This window comes from Rathayibacter sp. AY1C6 (genome assembly GCF_002931535.1).
Classification (GTDB): domain Bacteria; phylum Actinomycetota; class Actinomycetes; order Actinomycetales; family Microbacteriaceae; genus Rathayibacter.
In genome coordinates, this window is record NZ_PSWC01000003.1 from 37,386 (window position 1) to 50,715 (window position 13,330).

Consider the following 13,330-nt stretch of genomic DNA (forward strand, 5'->3'; position numbering starts at 1 on the left):
GCTCCGCCGTTCCTCGCAGTGCGGGCGACCGGGACGGTCACTCGCGTCCCGTCAGCGTCCAGGCGTCCTCGCCGGACCCCTCGTCGTCGTCGTGGTAGTCGGTGGCGGCGGGCCCGGTCGGCTCGGCCAGCGGATCCGCGTACGGGTCCGGGGCGACCGAGGACGGCGCGGCCGGCCCCTCGCCCGGGTCCTCGCCGCGCATCCGCGCGAGGACGCCCGGCAGCTGCTCGGCGGTGACCAGCACGTCGCGAGCCTTCGACCCCTCGGAGGGGCCGACGACCTCGCGCGACTCGAGCAGGTCCATCAGCCGGCCGGCCTTGGCGAAGCCGACGCGGAGCTTGCGCTGCAGCATCGAGGTCGAGCCGAACTGCGTGCTGACGACGAGCTCGGCCGCCGCGACCAGCAGCTCGAGGTCGTCCCCGATGTCGGAGTCGATCTCCTTGCGCTGCGCCTGCACGGTGATGTCCTGGCGGTACTCGGGCTGCGCCTGACGGGTGACGTGCTCGACGACCTTCGCGATCTCGTCCTCGCGGACCCAGGCGCCCTGGACGCGCATCGGCTTGTTGGTGCCCATGGGGAGGAAGAGGCCGTCGCCCTGCCCGATGAGCTTGTCGGCTCCCGGCTGGTCGAGGATGACCCGCGAGTCCGTCACGCTGGTCACCGCGAAGGCGAGGCGGCTGGGCACGTTCGCCTTGATGAGGCCGGTCACCACGTCGACGCTCGGCCGCTGCGTGGCAAGCACGAGGTGGATGCCCGAGGCGCGCGCGAGCTGGGTGATCCGCACGATCGAGTCCTCGACGTCGCGCGGGGCGACCATCATCAGGTCGGCGAGCTCGTCGACCACCACGAGGAGGTACGGGTACGGCTTGAGGACGCGGCTGCTGCCCGCCGGGAGCGTGATCTCGTCCGCGCGGACGGCCGCGTTGAAGTCGTCGATGTGACGGAACCCGAACGAAGCCAGGTCGTCGTAGCGCATGTCCATCTCCTTCACGACCCACTGCAGCGCCTCGGCGGCCTTCTTGGGGTTCGTGATGATCGGAGTGATCAGGTGCGGCACTCCGCCGTAGATGGTGAGCTCCACGCGCTTGGGGTCGATCAGGACCATCCGCACGTCCTGCGGGCGCGCGCGCATCAGCAGGCTCGTGATCATCGAGTTGACGAAGCTGGACTTGCCGGAGCCGGTGGAGCCGGCGACCAGGAGGTGCGGCATCTTGGCGAGGTTCGCCACGACGTAGCCGCCCTCGACGTCCTTGCCGACGCCGATGGTCATCGGGTGCGTGGACGTCGTCGAGGCCGGCGAGCGGAGGACGTCGCCCAGCGAGACGATCTCGCGGTCCGTGTTGGGGATCTCGACGCCGATCGCGCTCTTGCCCGGGATCGGGGAGAGGATCCGGACCTCGTTGCTGGCGACGGCGTAGGAGAGGTTCTTGCTGAGCGCGGTGACGCGCTCGACCTTGACGCCGGGGCCGAGCTCGATCTCGTAGCGGGTGACGGTCGGGCCGCGGGAGAAGCCGGTGACCGTCGCATCCACGTTGAACTGCTGCAGCACCTCGGTGATGGCGCGGACCATCTCGTCGTTGGCCGCCGAGCGCGCCTTGGAGGGCGTGCCCGTCGAGAGGGCGGCCGCCGAGGGGAGGCGGTACGGCGCGTCGTCCTCGAACGAGGAGTCGAAGCCGGCGGTCGGATCCTCCTCGGCGAGGGGCGCGATCGGGCCGGTCTCGATGACGGGCGGGATCGGGACGGCGGGCGCCACATCGAGGCGGTCGAGCCGGATGACCTCGGTCGCGTCGTCGTCGACCACACCGGTCGCGCCGCGGGGAGCGCCCGTCTGCTCGAAGCGGGCGAGCGCGGCCTCGGCGGTCTCGGCCTCGGCCAGCACCTCGGTGGCGTAGGAGCGGGTCGGCGGGTGGGCCTCGTCGTCGCGCTCCTCGAGCGCGGTGTCGAAGCCCTTCGCGCGGCCGCGGGCGGGAGCGGTGCCCTCGAGCACCTCGGTGAAGGAGTCGATCGGGAGCTCGGTCTGCACGGTCGGCTCGTCCTCGCGCCCGGACTCGGTGCGCCGCCACCAGGGCAGCTCTCCGCCGTCCTGCTGCGCGTCCTCCTCCTGCTCGGCCTCCGCCTTCGCCGCGGCCTTGGCGGCGGCCCGCTCGGCCTTGAGGCGGGCGCGCTCCTCGTCGTCGAGCACGGGGGCGCCGAAGAGGTAGCCGTAGAGCTCCCGCGAGCGCGCGCCGATGCGGTTCGGCGGGGTCTTGGTGATGATGAACAGCGACAGCAGGATCACGAGCGACAGCAGCACGGTCGCGCCGGGGACGGTGGCGATCGCCACGAGCGGGGCGCCCACCAGCCAGCCGAGGACGCCTCCCGCTGCCGCCATGGTCTCGATTCCCTGGCCGGGCTGCGGCAGGCCGAGGTGCGCGTGGCAGATGCCGGCGGAGGCGACGAGCAGCGTGATGACGCCCACGCCCATCCGCCCGTTGTCGTCGACGGACCGGGGGTGCCGGAAGAGCCAGAGGGAGAAGAGGAGAAGGACGACCGGCAGCACGTAGGCGACCCGGCCGAAGAAGCCGCCGAAGCTCCACGCGTCGAGCACCAGGGCGACCGGGTCGGTCGCGAGGAACCACTCGACGACCGCGCCCGCGACGGCCAGCAGCAGCAGCAGGAAGGGGACGCCGTCGCGGCGCTCCTCCTTCGCCAGCCGCTCGGGACCGAGGGCGCGCGCTGCGCCGCCCGCGAGGTGGGCCAGCGCCATCCAGAGCCGCACGGCGGGGTTGGTGCGCGGGGCGGACTCGAAGGCCACCGTCTTCGTCTCGGCGGCCGCCTTGCCCGAGCCCCGGCCGGATCGCGGCGCGCCGGAGCGCGGAGTCGCGCTGCCGCGCCCGCGCGAGGTCGTCTTGGTACTGGTCGCCATGAGGCCACCGTACCTGCCGCCCCCGTCAGGGCCGGTGACCCGCGCCGCGACGGCAGGCGCCGATCCGCCGCCGGCCGGGAGGCTCAGGCCTCGATGACGAGCGGCACGATCATGGGCCGGCGGCGGTAGGAGGTGTTGACCCAGCGGCCGACGACGCGACGGACGGCCTGCGAGAGCGCGTGCTGATCGCTCGCCCCGTTCCGCACCGCCTCCTCGAGCGCGGCCGCGATCCGCGGCTTGACCTCGTCGAAGACGCTGTCGTCCTCCGCGAAGCCCTTCGCGTGGATCTCGGGGCCGACGACGATCCGCCCCGTGCCCGCCTCGACCACCACGATGATCGAGATGAAGCCCTCCTCGCCGAGGATCCGCCGGTCCTTGAGGTCGGCGTCGGTGATCTCGCCCACCGACGATCCGTCGACGTAGACGAACCCCAGGTCGAGCCGTCCGACGACGGTCGCCCTGCCGTCGAGCAGGTCGATCACGGTGCCGTCCTCGGCGATGATCGTGTTCTCCTCCGCGATCCCGGTCTCACGCGCGAGCTGCGCGTTCGCGACCAGGTGCCGGTACTCGCCGTGCACCGGCATCACGTTCAGCGGCTTGAGGATGTTGTAGCAGTAGAGGAGCTCGCCGGCCGCGGCGTGCCCGGACACGTGCACCTTCGCGTTGCCCTTGTGCACGACGGTCGCTCCGAGCCGCGTGAGCCCGTTGATGACCCGGTACACCGCGTTCTCGTTGCCGGGGATGAGACTGGAGGCGAGGATCACGGTGTCGCCCTCCCCCGGCTCGATCTGGTGATCGAGGTTGGCCATCCGGCTGAGGACGGCCATCGGCTCGCCCTGCGACCCGGTGGACATGTAGACGATCCTGTCCTCGGGGACGTCGCCCGACTTCTTCATGTCGACCAGGACTCCCGGAGGGACGTGCAGGTAGCCGAGATCCGCGGCGATGCGCATGTTGCGGACCATGGAGCGGCCGAGCAGCGCCACGCGGCGGCCCGTGGCGTGGGCCGCGTCGAGCACCTGCTGCACCCGGTGCACGTGGCTGGAGAAGCTCGCGACGATGACGCGGCGGGTCGCCCTGGCCATGACGCTCTCGATGACCGGGCCGATGTCGCGCTCGCTCGGCGTGAAGCCGGGGACGTCGGCGTTGGTGGAGTCGACCATGAACAGGTCGACGCCCTCCTCGCCGAGGCGGGCGAAGGCGCGCAGGTCGGTGATCCGGCCGTCGAGCGGCAGCTGGTCCATCTTGAAGTCGCCGGTGTGCAGCACCGAGCCGGCGTCGGTGACGATCGACACGGCCAGCGCGTCCGGGATCGAGTGGTTCACGGCGACGAACTCGAGCTCGAAGGGCCCGAGGTTCTCGACGTCGCCCTCCTTCACCGTGAGCGTGTACGGCGTGATCCGGTGCTCCTTGAGCTTCGCCTCGACGAGGGCGAGCGTGAGGGTGGACCCGATCAGCGGGATGTCGCGCTTCAGGCGGAGCAGGTAGGGGACGGCGCCGATGTGGTCCTCGTGGCCGTGGGTGAGGACCACTCCGACGATGTCGTCGAGCCTGTCCCGGATGGGCGTGAAGTCCGGGAGGATCAGGTCGACGCCCGGCTGGTCCTCCTCCGGGAAGAGCACGCCGCAGTCGACGACCAGGAGCCTGCCGTCGATCTCGAAGACGGTCATGTTGCGGCCGATCTCGCCGAGGCCGCCGAGGGGGATGATCCGGAGCGTTCCCGGAGCGAGCGGGGCGGGGATGATCACGGGACCGGGCATGCGCCCTCCTTCTCCAGCGGTGCTTTCTCGGGACGTGCCGCTCGGGCTCAGCGGGTGGTGCCGGCGACCTTCGGGAGGGCGCCGCCGGCCGCGGCGTTGCGGTCGGGCCGGAAGTTGCGGAAGTCGACGCCCGGGATGTCGCGGACCAGGCCGAGCTCGTCCTCGATGAGCGCCGCCTCCGACTCCTCCGGGCCGACCAGGGGCAGCCGCACGCGCGGCGAGGAGATGCGGCCGAGGCCGTGCAGGATGTACTTCGCGGCGACGGTCCCGGGGACGTGCGTCATCACGGCGCGCACAAGCGGCTCGAGCTGCTGGTGCGCGCGGGTGGCCGCGTGGAGGTCGCCCGCGTTCACCGCGTCGACGATCGTGCGGTACGGCGCGGCGGCGATGTTCGCGGTGACGCCGATGAGCCCCGTGGCGCCGATGGCGAGCTCGGGGAGCACGTTCGCGTCGTCGCCGCAGAAGTACATCAGGTCGGTCTGGTTGAGCACGCGGCTGACCTCGGAGAGATCGCCCTTCGCGTCCTTCACGGCCAGGATGTTCGGGTGCTTGGCCGCCCGCAGGATCGTCTCGTAGCGGATCGGCACGCCGGTGCGGCCGGGGATGTCGTAGAGGATGACCGGCAGGTCCGTCGCGTCGGCGATCATCCGGAAGTGGGTGAGCACGCCCGCCTGCGTGGGCTTGTTGTAGTACGGGGTGACGATCATGTTGCCGTCGGCGCCGGCCTTCTCGCTCTGACGGGCGAGCTGCATGGCGTGGGCGGTCTCGTTCGAGCCGCCTCCCGTGATGATCTTCGCGCGGCCTCCGGCGACCGAGCGGCCGACCTCGACGAGGCGGATCTTCTCCGGGTCGGTCAGGGTGCTGGTCTCACCCGTGGTCCCGGTGACCACGATGCCGTCCGCGCCCGCTGCGATGCAGTCGTCGATGTGCTTCTCGACACCGGGCCAGTCGACCTCGCCGTCGGCGGTGAACGGGGTGACCAGGGCGACCAGGACCTGGCCGAAGGGATTCTCCGGAGTTGACACGCTGCCAGGGTAGCGGGTCGCCGCCGCGCCGCCGGGAGGAGGTTCCCGGAGCCGCCCGCGCGGACGGCAGCAGGCGGATCGGGCGGGACGGTCCGCTCGTCCTCGCCGGGCGGCGGGCTACGGAGCGACGCGGCCGTTCGCTGTGAAGGCGGCGGCCGTGAGGGGCATCAGCTCCTGGAAGTGCGTCTCCATCTGCTCGGCCGCCATCTCGATCTCGCGCTGCGGGAAGGAGGGGAACGTCGAGTCCTCGCGCTTGGTGCGCAGGGAGAGGAAGTTCATCAGCGAGCGGGCGTTGAGCGTGACGTACATCGACGAGTAGATGTTCAGCGGGAGGACGATCCGGGCGACCTCGCGGGCGACGCCCTCGCCGAGCATCCGCCGGTACGACTCGTAGGCCTGCGTGCTGACGCGGCGCGTCTCCTCGGCGACGAGCTCGGCCTGCTCGGGGGTGCCCGGCTCGAAGGAGTAGGCGCCGGGCTTGCCGACCTGCACGAGGTTGCGGCGGGGACCGGGTACGTAGAAGACCGGGCGGAGCTCGCGGTAGCGGCCCGACTCCTCGTTGTAGGAGGCGATGCGGTGCCGCATGAACTCGCGGAAGACGAAGATCGGCGCCTGCACGTAGAAGGTCATCGAGTTGTGCTCGAACGGCGAGCCGTGGCGGTCGCGCATCAGGTAGTTGATCAGTCCGCGGTCGCGCTTGCGCTGCAGCTCGGCGTCGGACTCCTCGCCGTCGAGCGCCTCGGCGAGCGTCTTCTCGCCCTGGGTCGAGACGCGGGCCGCGAACAGCACGTCGGAGTCGTGGGCGCTCGCGCGGACCAGCTCGACGACGACATCACTGCGGAAGACGGGACTACTCGGGTCTGCGCTGAGGCTGCTCTGTTCGGTCACGGATCGAACCTAGACCACGCTCCGACCGCGGCCGTCGTCACATCCCGAAACAGTCGTCCGCGGAGCGCCCGCGCCGACCTACGCTTCCCGGATGGAGCCCGTGACGATCCTCGCCGCACTGCTCGGCCTCGTCGTGCTGGGCGTCGTCCTCGGGGCTGTCCATCGGGCCCGCTCCGGGCGCGTCGCGAGCGCCCCCTCGCGCCAGGACCCCGCGATCGACCCCGGCGAGCTCGTCCCCGGCGCAGTGCTCGGGACCCGGGCCACAGTCGTGCAGTTCTCGACCGACGTCTGCACGCGGTGACCTGCAGTGCGACGGATGCTCGGGGAGCTCGCCCAGCAGCGGCCCGGGCTGGCGCACCTCGACGTCGATCTGACGCACCGCCCCGACCTCGCGGCGCGCTTCCGCGTCCGGCAGACGCCCACGCTCCTCCTGCTCGATCGAGACGGAGTGCCGCGCAGCCGCGTCGGCGGCGCTCCGACCCGGGCCGCCCTGACCATCGAGCTCGACCGACTCCAGGAGACATGATGAGCACCCGCTCCCCCTCCACCACCGGCGCCACTCCCCCGTCCGGCACCGTCGATCCCCGCGGCCCGAGGGTCGCCGCCGGAGTCACCGCCGCACTCCTCCTCACGGCCGTGGGCCTCGGGCTCGCGGCCGCGGCCCGGGCCGACCTCGACGGCCGGCTCTCCCAGCCCGGCTTCCTCCTGCTGCTCGCGCTCGCCGCCCTCTTCGCCTGGTCGGCCGCGCGCGGCGTCGGCTCCGGCCCCTGGGCGGTGCTGTTCCGCCGGGTGGTCCGGCCGCACCTGGCACCGCCGCGCGAGTGGGAGGACGCCCGCCCGCCGCGCTTCGCCCAGCTGATCGGCCTGGTGGTGACCGGCGCCGGCGTCCTCCTGCACGTCGCCGGCGTCCCGGGATCGGTTCCGGTCGCCGCGGCCGTCGCCTTCCTCGCCGCCTTCCTCAACGCCGTGTTCGGCCTCTGCCTGGGCTGCGAGCTCTACCTCGTGCTCGCGCGGGCCGGCCTGGTCGGGCGCTCGGCCGGCTCCCGGGCGTGAGGCTCTAGGCTGGGTCCGCTTCGCGGGCGGCCCGCGACCGGCTCCGGGAGGCACCATGAGCGACTCATCCGCACGGCACTCCGACCACGACGGGACCACGGACTCCGGCTCGCCGCGGCGCGCCGCGCGCACGCCGGGCGAGCACGTGTCGACGCCGTCCGAGCTGCCGTCGGCCCGGCCGGACGCGTCCGCTCCCCGGCTCCGCGTCCTGATCTCGGGCGCCAGCGGGATGATCGGCTCCGAGCTGACCCGCCAGCTGCGCGCCGAGGGGCACGAGATCCTGCGCCTGGTGCGCCACGCGCCGTCGAGCCCGGACGAGTTCCACTGGGCGCCCACCTCGCACATGCTCGACTTCAGCGTGCTCGACCGCGTCGACGCCGTGATCAACCTCTCCGGCGCCTCGATCAGCCGCCTGCCGTGGACCGCGTCCTACAAGCGGGAGATCCTCGACTCGCGGATCCAGTCCACGCAGACCCTCACCGACGCGATGCGGATGTCCTCGACCCCGCCGACGACGCTGATCAACGCCTCCGCGGTCGGCTACTACGGAGACCGCCCGGGCGAGGAGCTCACCGAGCAGTCCTCGCGTGGCGACGGATTCCTCGCCGATGTCGTCGACCGCTGGGAGAAGGCCGCCCACCTCGCGCCCGAGGCCACGCGGGTGGTCACCGCTCGCACCGGGCTCGTCCTCGGCGACGGCGGCGCGCTCAAGCCGCTCCTGCCCCTGACGAAGCTCGGTCTCAGCGGACCCCTCGGCAGCGGCAATCAGGCCTGGCCCTGGATCAGCCTCTACGACGAGGCCGCGGCGATCCGCCACCTGCTCACGTCCTCGCTCTCGGGCCCGGTGAACCTCGCCGGACCGGTGCCGGCGACCGCGAACGACGTGATGCGCACCCTCGCCGAGCAGCTGCACCGCCCGTTCAAGCTGGCCGTCCCCGAAAAGATCATCGAGCTCGCGCTGCGCGACGCCGGGCACGAGCTCCTGCTCTCGAGCCAGCGCCTGGTCCCCCAGCGGCTGCTCGACGACGGCTTCGAGTTCCGCCACCGCACGGTCGGCGCGGCGCTGGATTGGGTGCTCGCCTGATCCCGGGCGCCCGAGCGGTTCTCGCCCGGAGAGCCGCGCTCGGGTCGCGGCCGAGCGGTCAGGCCGGAGCCTCGTGCTCCAGCGCGATGGCCCGGCGGATGGCGCCTCGGGCGCGCTTGCGGTCGCCGCTGGCGTCGTAGGCGAGGCCGAGGCGGTACCAGGCGCGCCAGCTCCCGGGCTGCTTGTCGACCTCCTCCGCGTACCGCGGGAACAGCGCGTCCGCCTCCTCCCGGAGCGGACGCCCGCTGGCCCGCGAGTCGAGGACCTCCTGCGGCAGCGCGTTCTCGCCCTCCAGCCGACGGGCCAGCTTCTCGGCGCGGAGCCCGAACAGCAGCTCGCGCACGAGCCCCCAGACGCCGACGGCGCCGAGGATCAGCAGGCCGACGCCCATCACGATGCCGGGCACCGTCGCCGCGGCGAAGGCGACGACGGAGTACTGCAGGCAGACGAACAGGTAGAGGGCGAGCAGGACCGCCATCAGGACGACGCCGACGCGGGTCCTCACGGGGTGCTCGTCGCTGCGGCGGCCTGGCCGGACGGAGCCCGGTCGACGACGGGCTGCTCGTCGACCGGCCGCTCGGCGAGAGGCGCGGCGTCGAAGGCGGCGCGCAGGTCGATCAGCGCGTCGAGGCCCACTACCACGCCCGAGGTCGTCCGGACCGCGTCGAGAGCACGCAGGACGCCCTGCTCGTAAGACGCCTGCGAGGTGGTGTCGTGCCGGATGGTGACCGTCTCGCCGGTGCCGCCGAAGACGACCTCCTGGCGCGCCTCCACTCCGGGCAGGCGGAGGCTGTGGACCGGGACACTCGCGACCTGCTGGCCGCGGGCCCGCTGGTCGGTGTGCGGAGCCTGCACCGGACCGAGCTCGGCCCGGGCGCGCAGCAGCAGCTCGGCCGTGCGGACCGCGGTCCCGGAGGGCGAGTCGACCTTGCGGGCGCCGTGGGTCTCGACGATCTCGGCGGCGTCGAAGAAGCGCGCGGCCACGGTGGCCAGCGCGGTCGCGAGCACCGAGCCCAGCGAGAAGTTGGGGATGATCACGACGCCGGCCTCGGGCTGCTCGGCGACGCTGCGCCGGAGGGCCGCGATCCGGTCGCCCGTCCAGCCGGAGGTGCCGACGAGCACCTTCCTCCCGTTGGCCACGGCGAAGTCGACGATCTGCTGGCTGACGGCCGGCACGGTCATGTCGACGACGACGTCGGCCGCGAGCATCTCGGCGGGATCGCTCCGCGAGCCGAGCCGCGCGACGAGCGAGAACTCGCTCGACGCCTCGATGAGCGAGCAGGTGAACGAGCCGAGTCGGCCGGACGCGCCGACCACGGCGACGGAGGTAGTCACCGACTCAGCGTAGCCCGCGGCTCAGTACGGCTGGGCCTCGGGCAGGCCGGTGCGCAGCTCCACGGGCAGGTGCGAGAGGTCGTTGTGCACGACGAGCACCGGCGGCTTGCGGGAGCGGACGCGGATGATCGTCAGTCCGCAGTTGGCCTGGTTGAGGCCCAGCCACCGCCAGTCGGGAGCGTCGAACACGTGGCGGACGAACCAGCCGATCACGAAGTTGTGGGTGATGAGGAGGTCGTGGCGGTCCTCGCGCGACGGCGCCAGGAACTCGGCCACCGCGTCCTGCATCTGCGCGTGCCCCGCCTCGATCTCGGCCGCGGTGACGCTGCCGAAGAAGGGCTCGAAAGCCTTGGGCATGTCCGGGGTCGGCCCCGAGGGGATGCAGTCGAACAGCAGCGAGGACGGCTGGAGCGGCAGGCTCGGCAGGAGCGTCTGGAAGCGCGCGGCCGTCTCCTCGGCCCGGCGCAGCGGCGAGTGCCACGCTCCGGTGAAGGGGACTCCGCCGAGCCGCTCGGCGATGAGCCTCGCCTGGCGCTCGCCACGGGCCGAGAGCGGGCCGTCCGGCATGCCGTGCTCGGCGTCCTGCTGCTCGCCGTGGCGGACGAGGTAGATGTAGTGGGACACGGGGTCCTCCCTGGTGCGGCGCGGCGGTGCGCGGTCAGCGGGCGTTCGACGATCGGATCAGATCGCGGAGGCGCTCTCGATCCCGGCGATCCCGGCGAAGGCCGACTCGTCGACCGCGCCGACGGCCGAGATCGACGACGGCCCCCGGGCCAAGTCTGCCGCGAGTGCCTGGACGTCCTCCGCGCCGACGAGGGCGAGTCGGCGCAGGCTCTCGTCGAGGTCGACGAACTCGCCGAAGGTCAGCTCGGCGCGTCCGAGGCGCGACATCCGGGTGTCGGAGTCCTCCAGCGCGAGCGCCGCCGCTCCCGAGAGCTGGCCGCGGGCGCGGGCGAGCTCGTCGTCGGTGACGCCGTCCTCGGCGAGGCGGTGGAACTCGGTGAGCAGGAGCTCGGCGACCGTCCCCGCCTTCGCCGGGGTGCACGCGGCGTAGAGCCCGAAGAGGCCCGCGTCCGAGTAGGACGGGGCGAAGGAGTAGACGGAGTAGGCCAGGCCGCGCTTCTCGCGTACCTCCTGGAACAGCCGCGAGGACATGCCGCCGCCGAGGATCGAGTTGAGGACGCCCATCGTCATCCGCCGCTCGTCGCCCGCGGCGAGACCGGGGAAGCCGACCAGCAGGTTCGCCTGCTCGGTGGGGCGGTGCACCACCGACAGGGCGCTGCCGCGGGTGTAGGACGCACGGCCGCCGACGCGCCGCTCGACGGGCGGGGCCGCCGTGCCGAGGTCCCAGCCGTCGGCGACGAGGACCCGCTGGAGCAGCGCGACGAGCGCCTCGTGGTCGACGGCGCCGGCGACGGTGATCACCACGTCTCGCGGGCGGTAGGCGGCGCGGTAGTGCGCCCAGACCGCGTCCCGGGTGGCCTCGCCGATGGTCGCGGCGGTGCCCCCGATCGGGCGGCCCATTGGGTGGTCGCCGAACACGGCCTCGAACAGCTTCTCGCCCGCCACGTCGGCCGGATCGTCGTCCGCCATCGCCAGCTCCTCGAGGATGACCCCGCGCTCGGTCTCGAACTCGTCCGGATCGATCAGGCTCGAGGTCACCATGTCGGCGATCACCTCGACCGCCATCGGGAGGTCGCGGTCCTGGATCTTGGCGTAGTAGCAGGTGTACTCCTTGGCGGTGAGAGCGTTGTGCTCCCCGCCCACGGAGTCGAAGGACACGGCGATGTCGAGGGCGGACCGCTTCTGCGTGCCCTTGAACAGCAGGTGCTCGAGGAAGTGCGTCGAGCCGACGTTGGAGGGCACGGCGGGCTCGCCCGCGGTCGCGGGGCGGCCGGGCCGCTCGTCGCGCGAACCCGCGGCGACCCAGAAGCCGATCGTGGCGCTGCGGGCGCCGGGCACCGATTCGCTGAGGATGCGGACACCGCTCGGGAGGACGGAGCGGCGGACCGTGGATCCGCCTGCGGCCCGGACTGACGTCTCCGGCTGGTCGAGGGGCAGTGCGACTCCGTGGTTCATCGTGCCCACCCTAGGCCACCGCGACGGCGGCCCGAGCCGGGCTGTCGCGCCGTGGCGGGAGAGGTGCCTGGGGCGTCGCGGACGGGCGCGGTCAGCGGCGCGCGCGCTCCAGCGCGGCCAGGTGTCCGGGGTCGAGCTCGAGCGAGACCGCGCGCACCAGCGCGTCCACGTCGGCTGGCGAGCGCGGGGCGACCGTCGCGGCGGTCAGGCGCGGCCGGCCGAGCAGCCAGGCCAGGGCGACGGCGGCGGGAACGGCCGAGAGCTCGGCGCCGATCGCGTCGAGGACGGCGAGGACCCGGCGTCCGCGGCGCCCGAGGTGGGCGGCGGCGAGTGCCCCGTCGGGCAGGCGGCCGAGCTCGCGGCGGGTGCGCTCGGCGCCGCGGAGGAACCCGTGGGCGAGGGGGACGGTCGCGAGCAGGGCGAGTCCCTGGCCGGCGGCGACGAGGCCGAGGTCGCCCTCCGAGCCGGGCCGCTCGAGCAGGTTCCAGCGGACCTCCGCGCCGGCGAGGCGGGGCAGCCCGTGGGCGGCCAGGACGCGCGCCTCGAACAGCTCCTCCGGGGAGAATCCGGAGGCGACCACCGACCGCACCAGCCCGCGCGCCAGCAGCACGTCGACAGCGCTGAGGAGCTCGTCGAGGCGTCCGGCCCCGTCGGGGCGGACCGCCAGCACATCGAGGCGATCGGTGCGGAGGCGGCGCAGCGCCCCCTCGACACGGTCCACCAGCGCACGTGGCGTCGCGGGGGCGCCGACCGGAGCGGCGAAGCGGCCGATCAGGAGGAAGCGGTCCCGGTCGCGGTGTCCGGCGGGCCAGCCGCCGACGCCCTCCGCGACGCTCGAGTCGGTGACGACGACGCCGTTGCCGCCCCACGCCGCGTAGCGCTCGAGCAGCGCGGCACCGTCGTCGCGGCCGAGGGCCGCCGCGTCGAGCACGAAGGGGAAGAGGTCGTGGCCGGAGTCGCCCATCGGCCGGCGGTGCGAGGGTGCGACGGCGGTCGGCTCGACGGGGCCGGTCTCGGCGAGGACGCCGCTCGAGGAGGCTGCGCGGGACGCCGCGGGCGGGAGCGGGACGGCACTGTGACGGGGAGCCCGCACGACGACGCCGGTCCTGTCCCTGGGCACGCCACCACTCTCCCTGCGGCGGCTCGGGTCCCGCCAGGGGAGAGAGTATCCGAGCGCCGGAGCCGCCACTCCGCCGGGTCG

Annotated in this window: 13 protein-coding genes; 4 read left to right on the forward strand and 9 right to left on the reverse strand. The window is 73.2% G+C overall.

What is annotated here, in order from left to right; all coding sequences use genetic code 11:
* Window positions 1–37: 37 nt before the first annotated feature.
* From C5D36_RS03055 to thyX, 4 genes are all read right to left on the reverse strand, one after another.
* The gene (locus C5D36_RS03055; protein WP_104295169.1) at window positions 38–2,905 is read right to left on the reverse strand and encodes a DNA translocase FtsK; all 2,868 of its coding nucleotides are present in this window, start codon (window positions 2,903–2,905) and stop codon (window positions 38–40) included.
* A gap of 83 nt (window positions 2,906–2,988) precedes the next feature.
* Window positions 2,989–4,665, reverse strand: coding sequence for a ribonuclease J (locus C5D36_RS03060; RefSeq protein WP_104224470.1), 1,677 nt, complete (start codon window positions 4,663–4,665; stop codon window positions 2,989–2,991).
* A 47-nt stretch (window positions 4,666–4,712) separates the two neighbouring features.
* Window positions 4,713–5,690: a 4-hydroxy-tetrahydrodipicolinate synthase gene (gene dapA / locus C5D36_RS03065; protein ID WP_104224469.1), complete on the reverse strand. Its 978-nt coding sequence runs from the start codon at window positions 5,688–5,690 to the stop codon at window positions 4,713–4,715.
* A 117-nt stretch (window positions 5,691–5,807) separates the two neighbouring features.
* Window positions 5,808–6,578 carry an FAD-dependent thymidylate synthase gene (thyX, locus tag C5D36_RS03070; protein ID WP_104224468.1) on the reverse strand — a complete coding sequence of 257 codons (771 nt, stop codon included), beginning with the start codon at window positions 6,576–6,578 and terminating at the stop codon, window positions 5,808–5,810.
* Window positions 6,579–6,669: 91 nt separating this feature from the next.
* Here thyX and C5D36_RS17085 point away from each other — a divergent pair, with 91 nt between their 5' ends.
* From C5D36_RS17085 to C5D36_RS03085, 4 genes are read left to right on the forward strand one after another with little or no spacing between them, the layout of a single operon-like run.
* Window positions 6,670–6,879, forward strand: coding sequence for a hypothetical protein (locus C5D36_RS17085; RefSeq protein WP_258062852.1), 210 nt, complete (start codon window positions 6,670–6,672; stop codon window positions 6,877–6,879).
* Window positions 6,880–6,894: 15 nt separating this feature from the next.
* Window positions 6,895–7,104: a thioredoxin family protein gene (locus tag C5D36_RS17090; RefSeq protein ID WP_258062853.1), complete on the forward strand. Its 210-nt coding sequence runs from the start codon at window positions 6,895–6,897 to the stop codon at window positions 7,102–7,104.
* Window positions 7,104–7,631 (forward strand): DUF4395 domain-containing protein, encoded by a 528-nt coding sequence (locus tag C5D36_RS03080; RefSeq protein ID WP_104233265.1) that lies wholly within the window; start codon window positions 7,104–7,106, stop codon window positions 7,629–7,631. The genes C5D36_RS17090 and C5D36_RS03080 overlap by 1 nt, the downstream gene beginning before the upstream one ends.
* A 55-nt stretch (window positions 7,632–7,686) precedes the next feature.
* Window positions 7,687–8,715, forward strand: a complete 1,029-nt coding sequence (locus C5D36_RS03085; protein ID WP_104295170.1) for a TIGR01777 family oxidoreductase — start codon at window positions 7,687–7,689, stop codon at window positions 8,713–8,715.
* Window positions 8,716–8,773: 58 nt separating this feature from the next.
* On the opposite strand, the gene C5D36_RS03090 is transcribed toward C5D36_RS03085, so the two are convergent.
* The 5 genes from C5D36_RS03090 to C5D36_RS03110 all read right to left on the reverse strand — a co-directional run bounded on the left by C5D36_RS03090 (window position 8,774) and on the right by C5D36_RS03110 (window position 13,249).
* Window positions 8,774–9,220 (reverse strand): tetratricopeptide repeat protein, encoded by a 447-nt coding sequence (locus C5D36_RS03090; RefSeq protein ID WP_104295171.1) that lies wholly within the window; start codon window positions 9,218–9,220, stop codon window positions 8,774–8,776.
* The gene (gene dapB, locus C5D36_RS03095; protein ID WP_104295172.1) at window positions 9,217–10,050 is read right to left on the reverse strand and encodes a 4-hydroxy-tetrahydrodipicolinate reductase; all 834 of its coding nucleotides are present in this window, start codon (window positions 10,048–10,050) and stop codon (window positions 9,217–9,219) included. The genes C5D36_RS03090 and dapB overlap by 4 nt, the downstream gene beginning before the upstream one ends.
* Before the next feature lie 21 nt (window positions 10,051–10,071).
* A complete protein-coding gene (locus C5D36_RS03100; protein ID WP_104224462.1) occupies window positions 10,072–10,674 on the reverse strand; it encodes a histidine phosphatase family protein in 603 nt (200 codons plus the stop codon).
* A 57-nt stretch (window positions 10,675–10,731) separates the two neighbouring features.
* Window positions 10,732–12,129: a pitrilysin family protein gene (locus C5D36_RS03105; RefSeq protein ID WP_104295211.1), complete on the reverse strand. Its 1,398-nt coding sequence runs from the start codon at window positions 12,127–12,129 to the stop codon at window positions 10,732–10,734.
* A gap of 91 nt (window positions 12,130–12,220) precedes the next feature.
* Window positions 12,221–13,249, reverse strand: coding sequence for an aldo/keto reductase (locus C5D36_RS03110; protein WP_146078453.1), 1,029 nt, complete (start codon window positions 13,247–13,249; stop codon window positions 12,221–12,223).
* Window positions 13,250–13,330 lie beyond the last annotated feature (81 nt).